The organism is Lysinibacillus sp. LZ02, assembly GCF_050613145.1.
GTDB lineage: Bacteria > Bacillota > Bacilli > Bacillales_A > Planococcaceae > Lysinibacillus_B.
Window position 1 is genome coordinate 706449 of record NZ_CP192507.1, and the last position, 17368, is coordinate 723816.

The following is a 17368-nucleotide window of genomic DNA, read 5'->3' on the forward strand; positions in this document are numbered from 1 at the left end:
CGCATCCAAGAAGTTTAGGCTAACCAAGAAATACATTACAAAAAACAACAGGGCCAAGTTTCTGTTGTTTTTTATTCATATCTTCCTTCTAGCAATAAAAAATAATATTGATGGGTATTATTATATTATAAAAATGAAAATGTAGATATCATACAGGGGACTTATTTTTTTAGGTTTCCCAAAACAAATAATGTATAATTATACCTTTAAAGTAATAATACTACCTTTGGATATTATTTTTAAAAATAATAAAAAATACCAAATTTTAAATTAATATAAATTCTGTATTTAATGTTAATTAATTATAATTTTAGCATTTTTATTGATTTAAATGAAAAAATATCAAATTAGAATCTAAAAATCTTTAATACTAGCAAGTAAATTACCTTAAAAAGGATAGTATACTAATAATAACTAATATTATTAAAATAATATTACAAAGCAATGAAAATGTTTGAAAAATGCATAGAAATAGTAATATAATTTCAGTGTTACCAGTGAAATAATTGGTAATCTACTTAGTGTTTACTATTCGAGGAGGAATTTATTAATGGCTTACCAACCGAAATCATATAAGAAATTTGTTGCAACAGCAGCAACAGCTACATTAGTAGCATCAGCAATCGTACCAGTAGCATCAGCGTCTGGCTTCTCAGATGTACCAGCTGACAATGAGTTTGCTACATACATTAACGCTTTAACAGAAGCAGGCATCATTGGTGGCTATGCTTCAGACAATACATTCCGTCCAAATAACAAATTAACTCGTGGTCAAGTGGCAATCATGTTAGGTCGTTGGTTAGAAAACAACGGTGCAACAATTCCAGCTGACTGGGATACTAACCCACGTTTCGAAGACGTATCAACTTCTAACGAAGAATTAGCAAAATATGCTGCTCTAGTAAAAGATACTGGCGTATTCACTGGTGTTGCAGGTAAATTAAATGCTGCTGACAACATCACTCGTGAAAACATGGCTGTAGTATTAGACCGTATTTCTAAAACAGTAACAGGCACTTCTTTAGTAGAATTAGCTGCTGAAATCGAAGACGTAACAGTTGAAGATTTAGAAGCTACACAATACGGTGAGCAAGTTCAAGCTTTAGCTGACCTTGGTATCACAACTGTTTCTAACTTCCGTCCAAAAGAAACTGTAAGCCGTGCTCAATTTGCTAAATTCTTATATCAATCAATTGAAGTAATTGAATCAACTGATAAAGAACAAACAACAGAATTAGCGGGTGTAGAAGCTGTAGGTGCGAAAAAAATCGCTGTAACATTTAAGGAAGCAGTAGATACTACTAAAGCTAAATTTGAAGTAAAGAAAGGTACAGTAACTTCTAACATTTCAGAAATTACATGGAATGAAGATAAGACTGTAGCGACTATTGAATTAACAAATAAATTAACTGCTGGTGACTACGTAGTAGCTGTTTCTGGTTTAACAGAAGAAGCTTTAACTAAAACGATCGTTGCTGCAGATGAAAAAGTAGCTAAAATTGATATTCTATCTGACAAAGCAGTAGTATCAGTAGATGGTACAAGCGCAACTGTTGGTTATACTGTATCAAACCAATACGGAGAAGATTTAACAAACAATACATCGTTAACTGTAACAGCTTCAGGTGTAGCAGTGAATGCATCTCCTGATACAGCAGCAGTAAAAGGTAATGTAACTTTCAAAACAGCTACAGGTGCTAAAGAAGGTGACTTAGCTGTTGTTACTTTAATCCATACTGGTACTGGTGTAGCAGCTTCTCAAACAGTTACATTATCAGCTAAATCTGCTGTTACAGAAATTGCTGTAACTGGTGTATATAACAAAGATGGTAAAACATTAACTGAAACAACTGATTTATCAAAAGATTTCTTCTACCTAGTAGTTGAAGGTAAAGACCAATACGGTAAAGAAGTTTCGACTGATTTATTAAACGGTTTAATCTTAAACAATACTAATAAAACAATCGTTGATGTTGCTTCTTCATTTGAAACATTAACAATTGATGGTAAAGAAAAAACAGTTTTAAAATTAACTGGTACACCAAAATCTGGTGAAACAACTGTAATGTTAATTTCTACTGCTAATGGTAAATCAACTTCTTACACAGTAAAAGTAGAAGAAGCTCAACGCGCTGATACTTTAAAGTTTGAAGTTCCTGCATTAGCTGTAGCTAATGAAAAATTATTTGTTCCAGTAACTGTATTTGATAAAGATGGCAAAGAAATTACTGACTTAGAAGTAATTAATAATGCAACTCGTGGTATTTCTGTAACAGGTGCTACTAACACAATTAAGAAAAATGCTGATGGCGTAATTGGTGTTGAAATTGCTGCTGGTAATGTAACTGAAGGTTACTTAACATTAGTAGGTTTATCATCAACTGCTAAATCAGAAATTGCTAATGTAGAAATTAAAGCGGCTGCTAAACCAACTGTAATCCGCGGTTTAGCTAAAGAAGTTTCTAAAGTTTTAACTGGTAACAAAACAATTAATGCAGCTGATGTAGTAGTAGAAGATCAATATGGTCGCGCTATGACTTCAGAAACTACTCCATTAACTTTAGCGGCTGATGAAAATGCTGCTTCTGGTTACCGTATTGCTGTAGCTGATAATGCAGCTAACACTGTACTTGGTAATGCTGGTACAACTTCTTACATCTATGCTTCAACTGGTGCTGAGTTAGTAAAAGGTACTAACGGTACAGAAAAAGTTGAGTTCAAATTACAACAAAAAGTAAACGGTGCATGGACTGACCTTTCAAACAGCGCTCAAGAAGTAACGTTTGAAGTAACAGACGGTACAGAATATGTTTCTTACGAAGTAAAAGAAATTGGTTCTCTTTTAGATGAAGCTGGTGCTAAATTAAGTGAAAACGCTTCTTATACTAAAGACGTAGTAGTTTACGGTGTACTTCCAAGCGGTAATAAAGTTGCTTTAGGAACTGATGCTTACTCTGTAGACGTGCCTAAATTTGTAACTTATACTGATGGTAAAGTTAACGTAACTTCAGCTGACAGCAGCGAAGTAAATTACGGTGAGGCTACTTCTGTAGAAGCTAATGTTGTAGTTACAGTTAATGCAACTGGTGAACAATTTACTCAAAAGGTAACTGTATCTAAAGCTGCTCCAACTGTAGCTGACTTCAAAGTAGTAGCAGCTGGTGAAACTGCTTCAACTGTAACAGAATTCAACAACTTAACTGAGTTAACAGATGTAACAGTTACAGCTAATACTGTGACTGCTAATACACTAGTAGACTTCGTATTAGTTGATAGCTATGGTGTAGTACACACTGTAGGTACAGTATCTGAATTTGTACCAACTATTAAATTAGTAGGTACTCCGGCAGTTGCTAATACTGTAACTTTAAGCTTACAAAATACTTATGATTTAGCTATTTCAAGCATTGAAAAAGGCGAAAAAGTAACTGTAAAAGCTAACGTAAGTGGTATTGAAAAATCATTCACTGTAACAGGTGCTTACGAAGCTGAATAATTATATTCTAAGACCTTAAGGGATTATCCCTTAAGGTCTTTTTTCATTTCTATGAGAAATTTGACATGTACAATTATTAACGCATATAATTTTACTATTATTAGTAAGTATTTTTATATAATGGTATATTGTTGTTTTACATAAGGGAGGAATAATAATGAAGAAAAATAGATTTAAAAAAATGCCCGTGTTGGCAGCAACTTCAATTCTTGTTGTATCAACGACTGCGCCCGTCGTAGGTCTAGCAGATACAGAATTTGATGATGTGCCTTTATGGAATGAATTTGCTCCTTATATCTATAAATTAAATGAACAAGGTATTATTAAAGGGTATACGGCTACAAATACATTTAGGCCAAATGATAAACTAACACGTGGACAAGTAGTTATCATGCTTGGACGTTGGTTAGAAGCGCAGGGTGAAAAAATTCCAACTGACTGGGATACAGTGCAGCGATTTAATGATTTACCAGTTTATGCACAAAACGAAGAACTAGTTAAATATGCTGCATTAGCCAAGGATGCAGGTGTATTTAATGGCACATTAGGTCAGCTTTTACCAGGGCAACATATTTCTCGTGAGCAAATGGCCGCAGTTTTAAATCGTGTTACAGAGGTTATTGGCGGTATATCTTTAATTGGACTAGCTGAAGAAATTGAAGATATTCCTGTTGTAGATTTAGATGCTGCGATTGATAATTACAAGCCAGCAATTCAAGCGCTTCGAGATTTATCTATTTCTACAACTGCTACAGGTACATTTAATCCTAAAGGTGATGTTACACGTGCGCATTTTTCTAAGTTCTTATATTTAACTATTAAGACAATCGATGAATTGCTAGGAAATGAAACACCTGAGGAAGAACAAGAGGAATCTAAAGAACTTACTTTAGACAGTGTGGTAGCAGCGGGAGCAAAAAAAATTCAAATTACGTTTAATCAACCCGTTGATACAACGAAAGCGATTTTTGCTGTTACAAAGGATAATGTAGCACAAAATATGGTTGGAGTTACATGGAATGAACAGAAGACAATTGCAACACTTGAACTAGTGAACAAGTTTGTAACGGGTCAGTACCAAGTGACCGTAAGCGGTTTAACAGATGCTGTATTAACAAGTACGATTACAACAGAAGCGGAAAAAGTAGCTTCAATTGATATTTTATCTAATCAAGCGGTTCTAACAGCCGATGGAACAGCGGCGACACTGAAGTATAAAGTATATAATCAATACGGTGAAGATTTAACGAATATCACTTCCTTAACAGCAAATGTTTCAGGTTTGGCAGTTCATGCTACACCAAATGTTTTTGCTTCACAGGGAACAATTAGCTTTAAAGTAGCGGAAAATGCTCGTATAGGTGATTTAGCAGTTGCAACATTAATTCATACAGGTTCAGGTGTGGCAACATCAAAATCAGTTACTCTTGCAGATAAGGCTACAGTAAGTGAGATTGCAATCAAAGGACTTTATAATAAAGATGGTAAAACTTTAACGGAAACGACTAATTTAGCAGTTGATGCATTTTACTTATTAGTTGAAGGTAAAGACCAATATGGCAATGAAGTGAATAGTCAACAATTACAGGACTTATTAGTTACGAATTCTAATAACACGGTAGTCGGGCTGAATTCGGTATTTGAAACGATTACCATTGATAATAAACAGGTAACGGCTCTTAAACTATACGGTACACCTAAAGCAGGGGAAACCCTTGTGATGTTCGTTTCAAAATTCAACGGTAAAAATGCCACATATACATTAAAGGTTGAAGAATCTCAACGTGCGAACACTGTAACATTTAATGCTCCTAGCTTTGTTGTTGCGGGAGAAACGACATTTATTCCAATGACTGTTTTAGATAAAGATGGTAATGCAATTACAGATTTAGACCTGATTCGTAATCCACAGCGAGGTGTAACAATTTCAGGTGTTACAAATACAATTAAGAAAAATAGTGCAGGTGTGATTGGTGTTGAAATCCCAGGAAACCAATTGACTCAAGGGTTTGTAACTTTAATTGCGATTACTGCAACGAGTCAATCGAATGTAGTAAATTTAGATGTAAAAGAACAGGCAAAACCAACGATGATTCGTGGTGTGAAAGACACTGTTCCAAAGGTATTAACGGAAAACTATGTATTAACGGCTAATGATTTAGCTGTAATAGATCAATATGGTCGCACAATGGGGATTGAAACTACATCTTTAACGTTAGCAGCAAGTGCTACTGCAACTTCAGGATATCGTGTCGCGGTAACTGATAATGCTGTATCAACAGCTATTGCTAATGGAGGGATAACGCAATATATTTATGCTTCTTCTGGAGCTACCTTAGTGAAGGGGGTAAATGGAACAGAAAGTGTAACACTTCAATTAGAGCAAAATATAAATGGCGTATGGACACCTGTTGCAAATAGCACTGCAACGACTTTATTTGAAGTAACTGATGGTACGCAATATGTATCATATCAAGTAGATGAAATAGGCATTTTATTTGATGAAGTTGGAGCGGGTAAAGTAAATTCGCCTCTATATAATAAAAATCTTGTTGTATATGGTGTGTTAAGTAGTGGGAACAAAGTAAAATTAAATACATCAGCATATTCTGTAAATGCACCTGCGTATTTGAACTATGTAAGTGGCGCATTTAACTTAGATGGAACTGTTTCTGTCCCTTATACTAGCGAATCTTCCAACTTACTAGTTGCTGATGTTGTTATAACGATTAACTCAACTGGACAACAATTTACTAAGAGTGTAACAGTTTCAAAAGTGGCTCCTACTGTGAGTCAATTAAAAGTAGTGGCAACAGGTACAAATGCTTCTACAATGGATCAATTTAATGCAGCGCAAGAAGTTACAAAATTAAATGTGACTAGTAATGCTACTATTGTGAATGAGCTAGTAGATTTTCTTGTAGTAGATAGCTATAATGTGGTTCACACAATTGGTTCTGCGCCATCTGTTTACTTAGATGAAATTAGATTAGTCGCAACACCTGCTGTGGAAAATACAATTACATTCAATGCACAAAACACGTATAATTTAATCCTTTCTGATTTACAAGCAGCAGAGCAGGCAACGATTTCAGCTACTATTAATGGTTTATCAAAACAATTTACGTTAGTAGGTACTCGATAATAAAACATAAAAATGGTGAATCGACATTGATTCACCATTTTTGTTTATTTAAGGAAAAAAATACGTTTGTTACCGATATAAATATGAGAAGTATTTAGAACATTAGTAGAGAAAAGGGGTTGGGTACAAGGTGCATAACCAAAAAAGATATAAATTAACAGCTTCAGCTATATTAGCAGTAGGTACAATTGTAAGTGTTGCTCCAGGAATTTCACAGGCGGATTCCATGTTTAGGGATGTAGATACTTCAGATTCTTACTATAAGGATTTAGTGAATTTAGTGAATCAGGGGGTTATTAGTGGTTTTGCAGATAAATCATTTAACCCAAGTTTAGCGGTAACTCGTGGTCATTTTGCTCAAATGTTAGTAACAGTGCTAGATTTAGATATGTCTGAAGTTTACAATCCAAACTATTCAGATGTTTCTCCATCTAGTCCGTTTTATAAAGCAATAGCTGCACTTGCGAATTCAGGGGTTAATTTAGCAAAGGCTGATGGTACATTTCGTCCAAATGATTCAATTACTCGTTATGAGGCGGCAAATATTTTAAACGATATACTAAATTTAAAAGCATCGTCAAGTAGCATTAAATATACAGATGTTAATACAATAAATTCGATGGCGGTAAAGGCAGTTGTTCAAAATGGTATTATGCAAGGGAAAACATCGACATCTTTTGGAGGCAACTCAGCAGTTACACGAGCTGATGTAGTTTCGATTTTAGCTTCGGTTCAGGCTTACACGCAAAGCGAAGTAACATTCACTTTTGAAGAGTTAAAATCAAGCAAAGCCTATACTTCAGAAGGTACGTACTCTATTAGTGAAGAAATGGAAGCTATTTTTAAGCGTACAAATGTAACGGCACTAGCAAATGCTAAAATCAAGGCTGTCGTTGTCAATGGACAAATAGTAAAAATATCAAGCATTGAATTTACTGCATCGGGACGCGGCAATTCTCAACTTACGTTTGATGCAGGTGGAACTTCATTTACTGGGGATATTATAGTGAATGCAAACTATTTAACAATTAAAAATGCCATAATTGAGGGGGATTTAACACTAACAGACGATGCAAAGAATGGTTTCGCTATTGAAAAAGTTACTGTCAAGAAAAGTATGGTAATTGAGGATGGCGATTCAACAACATTCACATTTGCCTCTAAATCTTCTTCGATTAAACAACTGTATATTGATCGTGATTATGTTGTTATTAATGCAGATAGGGAAATTACAGAAATCATTTTAGAAAAAAATATAGATGATGTAGCAATTAATTCGAAAGTAAAAAAGCTAACAATTGCAGGTAAAGTTAGCCCAATTGTTTCCGGATATGCAACAATTGGAGAAATTGTTGTTGAGCGTGGTGCAGATGTGAATTTAAGAGTAAATGGCACCGCTAATAAAATTACTATAGAGCATATTGATTCTACAGTGACATTAAACAAAAATTTATTGGTATCACTTATTACAATTCCACGTGGTACATACTATGCAGATGTAATTTCTAATTATTCTGCTGTTGTAGGGTATGTAACAAAGATTCAACAAGAAGGCTCCACTAGTAACCTACTTGGTTATGGGAAAATACCAATTATTCCAGATGGTAGTTGGAATGATCCAAACATTCCAGGTGAAAATGGCCAAGGGAATGGTTCATTAACATTTGAAAAAGCACTTGATTATGTGACGGATGATTTTACAATAACACCAACAGGAAAAAAAATATCTGTGAAAACAGTATTTAATAACTTAAATACAGCTATAAAGAATGCAATTGGTCGTGCAGAACTAACGTATAAGATTTCTACAACATCAGAGCTAATGCAAGATTACTATGTGATAGAAGTGGAATACGCTTCTAAAACAGTGGAAAAACATATTTCAAAAGAAGAATTAAAAGAAGGCATTACGTTAGAACAGCTTTTAGGGGAATCATTAGGTCTAGTAACTATGTATTCAGGTCAAACTGAAACATGGACATTAGATGTAAAATCATTAAATGGTGAAATTGAATGGGATATATCTATTATTGCAGGTGATGTAGAGTTTCTAACAGAAAGTGCATCGATTTCAGGTTCTGATACTGGACCAGGCGAAGGACCAGGCGAAGGACCAGATGAAGGACTACCAGACATCGCAGATATGATTGAAGACTATACAGTGAGTACAGATGCTAATATTTTATCTGTTGCGACTACATTCAAAACGATGTCAGATGAATTTTTGACGAAGCATGCTTCTAGTGATTATGACTATTTATTAAAAGCGAAAGCATCAACAATTGATACATCGAAGAATTATGAGATTGTGGTAAAGAAAGATGACACAATTTATACGACAGCATCTGTTTCAGGAAGTCGCTTATCTACAGGTGTATATTTAAGTGCATTAAATTATGAAACTTATTTAGCACTCATTAAAGATATGTCTGGCAAGTCTACAAATTGGACAGTAGAGTTTAAAGAGCTTGATACAAAAATTGAGTTAGATATTAGCTTAATTGCAAATCGCAAAGTTGTACGTACGATTTCTGAGAGTGTAGCGGGAACATTTGAATATGCATTGCAAAAAGCGATTGATACGATGGATGTTGTGACAGAGCAAAATAAAATTATTGCTAACTTAACTTATGGTACGTTCTATAAAAATCTTTTAGGTGATGCACAGCTCGATGCTGTACTAAAGGTTACAAGTGGCTATGATTATCTGCCTAATACGGTTAATATAACTTTTGTGAAGAATGGTAAGGTAAATTACCAGCTATCAGTTCCAAAAGCTGATCTAATTGATGGATTATCATTAAAGAATAATTTACAAATGGCTAAGCTCAGTAATATTACATCAGAAGAAGATACTTGGGAAATTATTTTTAGTGATTTACATCAAGAATTATCGGCTGAGTTCCAGTTCCGAGTTACTCGTACGAATGACCAAAATGTAACTATCACTGAAAACTTAGGCGAGCCATTTAAGGATCTTACAGTCTCTAAGTCCGAATATCAACAAATCAAAGAGTTTGGGCGATCTGCAGTTAAGCATTTTGTAACGGTCGGTGAAACTTTAAATGCAGATGGGACTATAATTGGCGATCCAGGTACGTTAACTAATACGCTTTATTTCAAGACTATTTTCTCTGAGTTAGCACAGGATGATGAAACTGAAGCGAAAGTGAATTACAAATTCACAATAGATGAGACTTATTACAAGAGTGAAATTGATAATAATAAAATATATTCTTTAATCATTAAACATAATAACGAAGAACAGATGACAGGTTTTACTGTTACAGGTGAGCAATTAAATAAAGGTGTAACGTTACGAGAAATTTTAGGTAACGAAAGTTATCTTTTACCTAATTATAGTGATATGAAAGTAAATACTGTTGAAGGAGAGGATGGATCTATTTATATTGATCCAACTGATGAATGGTCAATTACATTTGTTGGTTTAAATTCAGCAGTTCGTATTAATACAGAAGTGTTAATTAATGAAATTAGTTTACATGATGAAAATATTGATGGACTAGAGGGTTTAAAAGCGCCTTACTTGAAAAAAGTTAAGCTCAATAATACACCAGATGCTGCAAAGGTTACTGAGATTGAGCATGCGTTAAAACATTTTGAAACAACAGCGAATGGTAATAAGGTAAAATTAAAAGTCAATTTAGGGGAGATTGGTGAAAGTGCAAAAGAAGCTGAATTAAACTTTGTTATGTTCGAAGGTTCAGATACATTTAGAGCATTAAGTTCTCGCGGATATTATAAAAATGTCAAAATGACTTTACGTAAAGATGGCAAAGAAATTGCATCGTATTCACCTTTAGTGCATTCTATTTTGAATAGCACAGAGGGGACGAAGTTATTTAGCGGTTCAGTTGCTCCTATAAAATTAGGAGATTTAGTCGGAGTTGATCTTCTAGAGTATGAATTAGAATTTGATAATATTATAAGCGCTCAAAACTTTAAATTTACTTTACAGGCAGATGGACGAGAGTATTTTAGTCATAATGCCACAATTAATGAAGGAAATACAGCGCCTATTTTCTCTGAACTGGATCTAGCGATTAAAGATTTTACTGCTTCAACAACATCTAGTGATTCAGCTAATATTTTAACTGTTTCAACGACATATAATCAGGAAAATGTTACTGAAACAATCGGTGGTCAAGCAGTAACCACAACTTTAGTGAAGAAAGAGGAGTTTACGAAAGCCAATGCAAAGGTAGATGCGATATTAAAATTGGATCCTGCATTTGCTGCAGCCCCAGATGATTATGAAATTGATGATTTAAAAATTGAAATTAATGGTCATGTTTTAAATGCAAAATCAGTGAAAATTGCACAGCTAAAAACAGGAGTGCACTTAAGTGATCTATTAGATAGAGAGCCAGCAACATTGGTAAATGAAATTTTAGATAGTAGTAGAACTGATGAGTGGATAATATCTTCTGACAAATTTAAGTTTGATGCAAAGGCAACAGTTTCGTTGGTTGTTGATGTAACAGATAAAAATATTAAAAATTCACCTATTGTAGTAAAAGAAATTCCTCTACAATTCTATGATGTTAATACATGGGATAATTATGAAGAAGCGATTACTGCAAGTGCTGAAGCGAATAAGCTAACGTTGTTATTTAATCATGAATTACCAAGAGAGTTTATTGAGGCAGATGAAGATGCAGAAAGCGTATGGAAGTTATTATTTACTGATACGTCATTTGGTTCAACTACAGCGGATAGTATTAACTTTGATAAGGTGAAAGTTACTTCTGGAAAAGATAAAAATAATCAAGGTACAATTACGATAGAATTATTAGATGGTGCTATTAATCATGAAGCGACAGGGGCTTTAGGTTATGTTCTGGCTAATTTTGAACCTCGTAAGACAATAAAGTGGGAAAAAATAGGGGGAGCAGATGTAAGTAGTACTACGGATGATACGGTCTATATCTTATTCGAAAAAAATGCACTTGTCGATCATGATGAAAAAGTAGAAACTGATAAAGTACAAGGATATTCTGCTCAATTTGTGACAGCTGAAAAAAATACACAAATTAATGCATATCAAGAAGCATTTGAAGGATTTGAAGTAGTATTCGGTAATAATGAAGTTTACCTTACTACCCTTGATGCAGCTAGCATTGAAAAAATGCTCACAATCACGACGGAATTTGGTGGAAGTACAACAGCTACTAAAGTAATTGAAAATCAGTTATTAGATGTGAAAATTACATTTAATAATGTAGGTCAAATTACTGAAAAATTTAAAGTAAAAGTTTACTATGACGGTGAATTACAAAATGTAAAAGAAGAACCTCATATAATTACAGTAAGTAGCACAGATAATAAGCTTTTTCTAAGTGAGATTTTACGTGAAATTACAGCTAAGGATGAGGATGAGGAAATACGTTCAGCGCTTGGCAAAAAATTAGAAGATGAACTTGGTGAAGAAGATAAGTGGGAATTTGTAATCGAGACATCTAATCAGAAAACTTACAGTACAACTATTGAATTGATTTTAGTTGATAATAAAGAAGAACACTTAGTGAAACTAGAAGAAATCGAAATGAAATTCAAATAACGTATTTAAAGGATGCTGAACTATAAGCTTTGTTTATAGTTCAGCTTTACTCTTATGGTACGATTTTTTAACAGCGAAGTATAGATAAGATGAGATAGTGAAAATGCCCTCAAATTAACCGATAATAGACACAGAAGAATAGGGTTAAGAAGGTGTAATCATCTTAAAGGAGGCAAATAGATGAAACAAAATAAACGTTCTTATAAATGGCTTTCTTCAGTAACGGCAATGACGATGGTAACAATGGCTGGAGTACCTGTAGTAAATGCAGCATTACTAACGGATATTAAGGGCTATAAATATGAGCAATCTATCAAGAAGCTTTATGAACAAGGGATTATTAGTGGCTATGGGAATAATACATACTTGCCAAATAAAACATTATCTCGATCTGATGTCGTAAAAATATTGGGCAAATATTTGATCGGACTTGGTTATCAAATTCCAAACAACTATAAACATAATATGAGGTTTTATGATTTAAAAACTAGTAGTGATGATGAATTACTACAGTATGCAGCATTAGTATATGATCATGGAATTTTTGTCGGTTCACAAGGAAATTTAAACCCTCATAGCACGATTACGCATGAGCAGGCTGCATTAGTAATCGTACGTGCCTTATCAAAAATAGATAATTTTGATTATGTTAGTTATATAGAGTCGCAACGCTATCTCCAAGAATATTTAGACATTGAATTAGCAACAGAAGAGGCACAACGTTCAATTAATGTATTTGATTATTATGATGTAACGATAGACGATAATTATTACCCAAAGCAACACACGACACGCGGAGAGTTTGCGCATTATTTGTATAGCATGTTAAATATAGAATCACCGGTTCGTAATAATGAAAGTGTAACAATTAAAAAGCTGACAGTTGTATCAGATGAACGTTTAGATGTTACATTGTCAACAGGTGTAATTCATCATATTCAATTAGAAGAACCGCTACCGGAAAATATACCAACGGAAGTTTCGTTCGTCATTAACGGCGTAAGATTTACAGAAATAGTTGAGTATAAAGTGGACAATCTTCAAATTAATAATGTTGAAAACATAAATGGTGGACAATTTGTTATTTACTTTAACCAACCAGTTAATTTAGCAGAAACATATTTGCAAAGCGATTTAGATAAATTTATTAAGTTAACAAGTATTGATAAATATTATAGCTATGGTTCGGGTACAGTGCCTCTACAAAGGGGGGAACTAAGTGAAGATGGACGCTCATATAAAATAACAATTTCGTCTAATATCCCATTATCAAAGCGATATCGATTACAAATTTTAGGGGTACATGGGGTAAATGGCACATCTTTACCTGACTATGATGATGTTGTTTATTTTTATGATGATACAACACAGCCAACAATTGAGGCAGTTGAATCTATAAGTGCCAATAAGGTTAAGGTTATTTTTTCAGAGCCTATAAATAGAAATTATTATACTTCTGCACAATTTAAGCTTCGTGATGCAACAAATGTTACGGGTATAACAATGGAAATGAGCCGTAACACAACAGAAATAATTTTTGATTTAACGAGTGCACGCGCTAAAGGCTCTTTAATTGAAGTAGGAACAGCTATTGATGTGACATTTAGTACTATTCGCGATTTGGCTGGTAACTATTCCGATCCTACACCATTAACCGTTACTATCGTAAAAGGTCAGCATAATGGTATTGCTCCTACGCTTGAAAAAGTAGAACAACTTGGCGCAAAAAAAATGAAGTTAACATTTAATGAAGAGCTTAGTATGTTCCGTGCTTATGATTTATCGATTTCATCAAATTCAACTAATTATTATATTGAGAATATAGAGATAGTAAAAGATGAACCAAGTACTTATATTCTAACTGTTAATGATTATTTAAGAGGCAATGTAACAATTGCTACAGCAAAAGGGCGCTACATTATGGACACTAACGGCGAGACTGGGACATTTTCAGTGAAGCATAATTTTGAGTATGATGCGGGAACTGCTCGAATTGTGAGAACAGAAGTAGTACGTGAAAATAATTTAGAGTATTTATATATTGAATTTGACCGAAATATTTCTCTAGATGATAAGGCAGTAGCAGCGATTACTGGAACATATACTGATGGTCTTCGCACGGTACCAATTAATAATAGCAATGTAAAAGTGCGTCGAGTATATGGTGAACCGAAAGCTGTTCGTATTGCTCTTCGAGAGTTATTAGATAAGTTGGATGTAGAAAATACAACTTATGATGTAAACATTAGCTTCAAAAATGTTGAAAACGAATATAAAGAAGCGGTTGAAAACGGGGCGCTTTCATTCATACGTTCAAAAGATTACGCTTATAATGGAGAAAAACTAGAAGTTGTATCCGTTAATACTTCTCGTACATCAAGTGCTATTAAGGATCCACAAATAATCGTAGTAGACTTTAATTATCCAGTTGATGAGAGATTGGCATCATTACCTTATTATTATGAAGTAGAAGGCTATAATATTGAAAAGGTACAAGTAAATCCAACTAATCCTAAGCAAGTGCTAATCAAGCTAGGTAGTCGTAGCGCATCTCATAATAAGCCGTATTTTTATATAACAAAGTTAAGAGCAGCTAATTCCTATATAGAAATGGATTACTATTATGAGCCTATTTATTTAACGGAAAGCATCAAACCAGTGCCAGATTATTGGAGTCCTGAGTTAAAGATCAATCATGCAAAGGAATTACAGCTAACGTTTTATGAGGCTATTGCTCCTATTGAATCTTCAGCCTTTATTGTGACAGATAACTTTGGCACACAATATGAAGCAGTAGCGAAAAATGATTCAGCTGATGCCAAAAATATTATCTTGACGTTATCAAAAGAAGTTCCTCGATCTGCAACAGTTACAGTTAAACTAAAACCAAACCGAGAGATCTATGATGTTTATGGTAATAAAGGTGAGTTTGAAAAGGTTACTAGAACATTCTATACTATTCCAGTAAAATAAAAAGTGGGCTTGCCGATTGGCGAGCCCGTTTTCCTTATGGTTGTGCGATAAACTTGACGATATCTCTCCATGTGATTTCGCCGACTTTTTCCCATTCGTACTTTTGGAGTGGGTAGGGGCGAAATGTAGGGGCATAAATATTACGTGCCGTTCCATCGAGTAAAATTGTATTTTCATCGATTGCCCCTGTAAATACAGTCACGTCATATAGTTCTTCATCAATGACTTCTTCTTCCTCTGTGCTGAAATCTACCGTCTGGATAGCAGGGGTTTTTTCTTCAATTATTTCTTCCTCAGCTGGTTCATCTTCAGGGATGACAACCTCTTCCACAGGTGCATCGACTTGACCTAGTTTGGTGAAGGCGATATCTACAGGTGTTAGGCGTGTTCGACCATCATAGCCAAGTGTATAAATATGCGTATTGCCGATATCAGGTACCGCGTAGTGAATGATCCAATCAGAGTGGACTTTAAAACTACTAAATACTTCATCGGTTGTAATCGTTACAGCTACTTTTTCACCGTACGGATAGTCTGTTAGTAGATCGGTTGGTTGAATTTGGACTTCGTATAGTGTTTTAGCAGGGTCAATTTTCTCGTACTTTAACAGCTCTTGATACCACATTGATTCTTCAGCAGGAATGGCTTGCTTTTCCGTGACGATACCTTCAACAGTAGATTCCTCTTCTTCCCCAGCGCGAACGATGATTATAGCGCGTTGCCCTACTTCGACACGTTGCCATTGTGCTTCGTCAATATATGTGGCAACACTTTTACTTGATGGATAAATAACGAATGTAATCGTATCACCGTCTTGTTGAATGTCACCTACGACACCATCAACCGGTGTTGCTAAAGTTTGGTATGAAATCAGCTGTGTGAGCAAGGAATCGGTAATGTCAAGCTGACGCTCAGTCTCCGCGATATGGCGACGAATCATCGCTTTTCCTTCTGCGGTCGGTGTATTTTGTTCGATACCGAGTTCAAGAGAGAGATTTAAATTCCAAATATTCGAGTCTCCGATTGTTGTACTATCTGTTGCGGTAGATGGACGAGCGCTAGATGACTCACGCTCAAGAGCAGACAAAATTTGTTCGAGCTCCTTTAATTCGGCTTCATAGGCTTTGCGCTCGATCTCTAATTTTTTTCGTTCTTGCTCAACAGCATCAGATTTGTAGGAAGCAAGCTCTTGCTGCATCGTGACAGCATCGCCACGCTTAACGAGCACCTTGTCAATCGCTTGAACTGGTGCAGCGAGGCGCATTTCATTGCTTGTGGCGAGAATGCTTTCTTTATCGAGTTCTTTTGTATGCACACCACTAACTGCATATTGCACGTCACCAATATAATAAGATTTTGGAATGACATCGTTGTTTTTGAGCAAAAGGTAACCATTGATTACGACGAAAAGGGTCGCAATAGCCCCCCATATTTTAAATTTTGTTGTTCTAGCCATTAGCTCACGCCTCCTTCAATCCACTTGAGAATTGGAAGTATACTAATGGCTGCGACCATTAATGCTAGTCCAATTTGAACAAAGATCAGCTTCGCTAGCAGTATTTTTTTACTTTCTTCCTCCCACTGTGATAGGAATGTGTATTGAATTATGATGGTTACGACTGTCGCGACTGTTAGTTGATTTAAAAAGTAGAGTAAATACTCATCTTGATAGAAATAGGCCGTGATGGGTGCTAGTGAGAAAAAGGTGAATGGTGTCGTAAAGCCAACGATGGCGAACACAAGGAACGTAACCGCCTTTTCTAGCACGATAAAGGTAATAACATAAAGTTGAACTTTTTGAATCCATTTAAAAGGTAAATCTGTTAGTAAGTGCAACATATATGTAAGGACATAGTAATGAAAAATAAAGAATGCAATGGCCCATAAAATGGCACCGCCTAAAGAAATTAAGCGGGCAAACATATATCTGTCATCAAGCCCATTTGCAAGAAGTGCGGTTAAGCCTTCTGTATGCATTCCCCATAAATTCCGTATCGCAAAAAATAAAAGCGTCGTAAAAAATAGTAGCCATAGCGCTTTTTTATAGCCACGAATTTTTTCATATTCCTCTTCATGTTCAAGCATATACGTTAGGGAAGATGGATGAAACAACAGATGCCAAAACTTATAGTGAAATACCATGTAAGTCACCCTTTCGTTGTCATAAATTCTC

General features: G+C 34.9%; 6 protein-coding genes. 4 read left to right on the top strand and 2 right to left on the bottom strand.

The window, feature by feature from the left end; all coding sequences use genetic code 11:
* The first annotated feature begins 550 nt into the window (after positions 1-550).
* The 4 genes from ACQQ2I_RS03225 (at position 551) to ACQQ2I_RS03240 (ending at position 15195) form a co-directional block, all read left to right on the top strand.
* Positions 551-3496 carry an S-layer homology domain-containing protein gene (locus ACQQ2I_RS03225; RefSeq protein WP_431029129.1) on the top strand — a complete coding sequence of 982 codons (2946 nt, stop codon included), beginning with the start codon at positions 551-553 and terminating at the stop codon, positions 3494-3496.
* A 157-nt stretch (positions 3497-3653) separates the two neighbouring features.
* Entirely contained in the window at positions 3654-6641 is a 2988-nt protein-coding gene (locus ACQQ2I_RS03230) for an S-layer homology domain-containing protein (protein ID WP_431029130.1), read from the top strand.
* Between the two features lie 130 nt (positions 6642-6771).
* Positions 6772-12222, top strand: coding sequence for an S-layer homology domain-containing protein (locus ACQQ2I_RS03235; protein WP_431029133.1), 5451 nt, complete (start codon positions 6772-6774; stop codon positions 12220-12222).
* Positions 12223-12402: 180 nt separating this feature from the next.
* A complete protein-coding gene (locus ACQQ2I_RS03240) occupies positions 12403-15195 on the top strand; it encodes an S-layer homology domain-containing protein (RefSeq protein ID WP_431029135.1) in 2793 nt (930 codons plus the stop codon).
* A gap of 34 nt (positions 15196-15229) precedes the next feature.
* Here the strand turns inward: ACQQ2I_RS03240 and ACQQ2I_RS03245 are convergent, their stop codons facing one another.
* Positions 15230-16651: an HlyD family secretion protein gene (locus ACQQ2I_RS03245; protein WP_431029136.1), complete on the bottom strand. Its 1422-nt coding sequence runs from the start codon at positions 16649-16651 to the stop codon at positions 15230-15232.
* Positions 16651-17337, bottom strand: coding sequence for an amino acid transporter (locus ACQQ2I_RS03250; protein WP_431029137.1), 687 nt, complete (start codon positions 17335-17337; stop codon positions 16651-16653). The genes ACQQ2I_RS03245 and ACQQ2I_RS03250 overlap by 1 nt, the downstream gene beginning before the upstream one ends.
* Positions 17338-17368: the final 31 nt, after the last annotated feature.

What these genes read in the sequence shown, in the direction of transcription:
- ACQQ2I_RS03250 (WP_431029137.1), bottom strand. Translation starts at nt 17,337, where the DNA reads ATGGTATTTCACTATAAGTTTTGGCATCTGTTGTTTCATCCATCTTCC.
- ACQQ2I_RS03230 (WP_431029130.1), top strand. Translation starts at nt 3,654, where the DNA reads ATGAAGAAAAATAGATTTAAAAAAATGCCCGTGTTGGCAGCAACTTCA.
- ACQQ2I_RS03240 (WP_431029135.1), top strand. Translation starts at nt 12,403, where the DNA reads ATGAAACAAAATAAACGTTCTTATAAATGGCTTTCTTCAGTAACGGCA.
- ACQQ2I_RS03245 (WP_431029136.1), bottom strand. Translation starts at nt 16,651, where the DNA reads ATGGCTAGAACAACAAAATTTAAAATATGGGGGGCTATTGCGACCCTT.
- ACQQ2I_RS03225 (WP_431029129.1), top strand. Translation starts at nt 551, where the DNA reads ATGGCTTACCAACCGAAATCATATAAGAAATTTGTTGCAACAGCAGCA.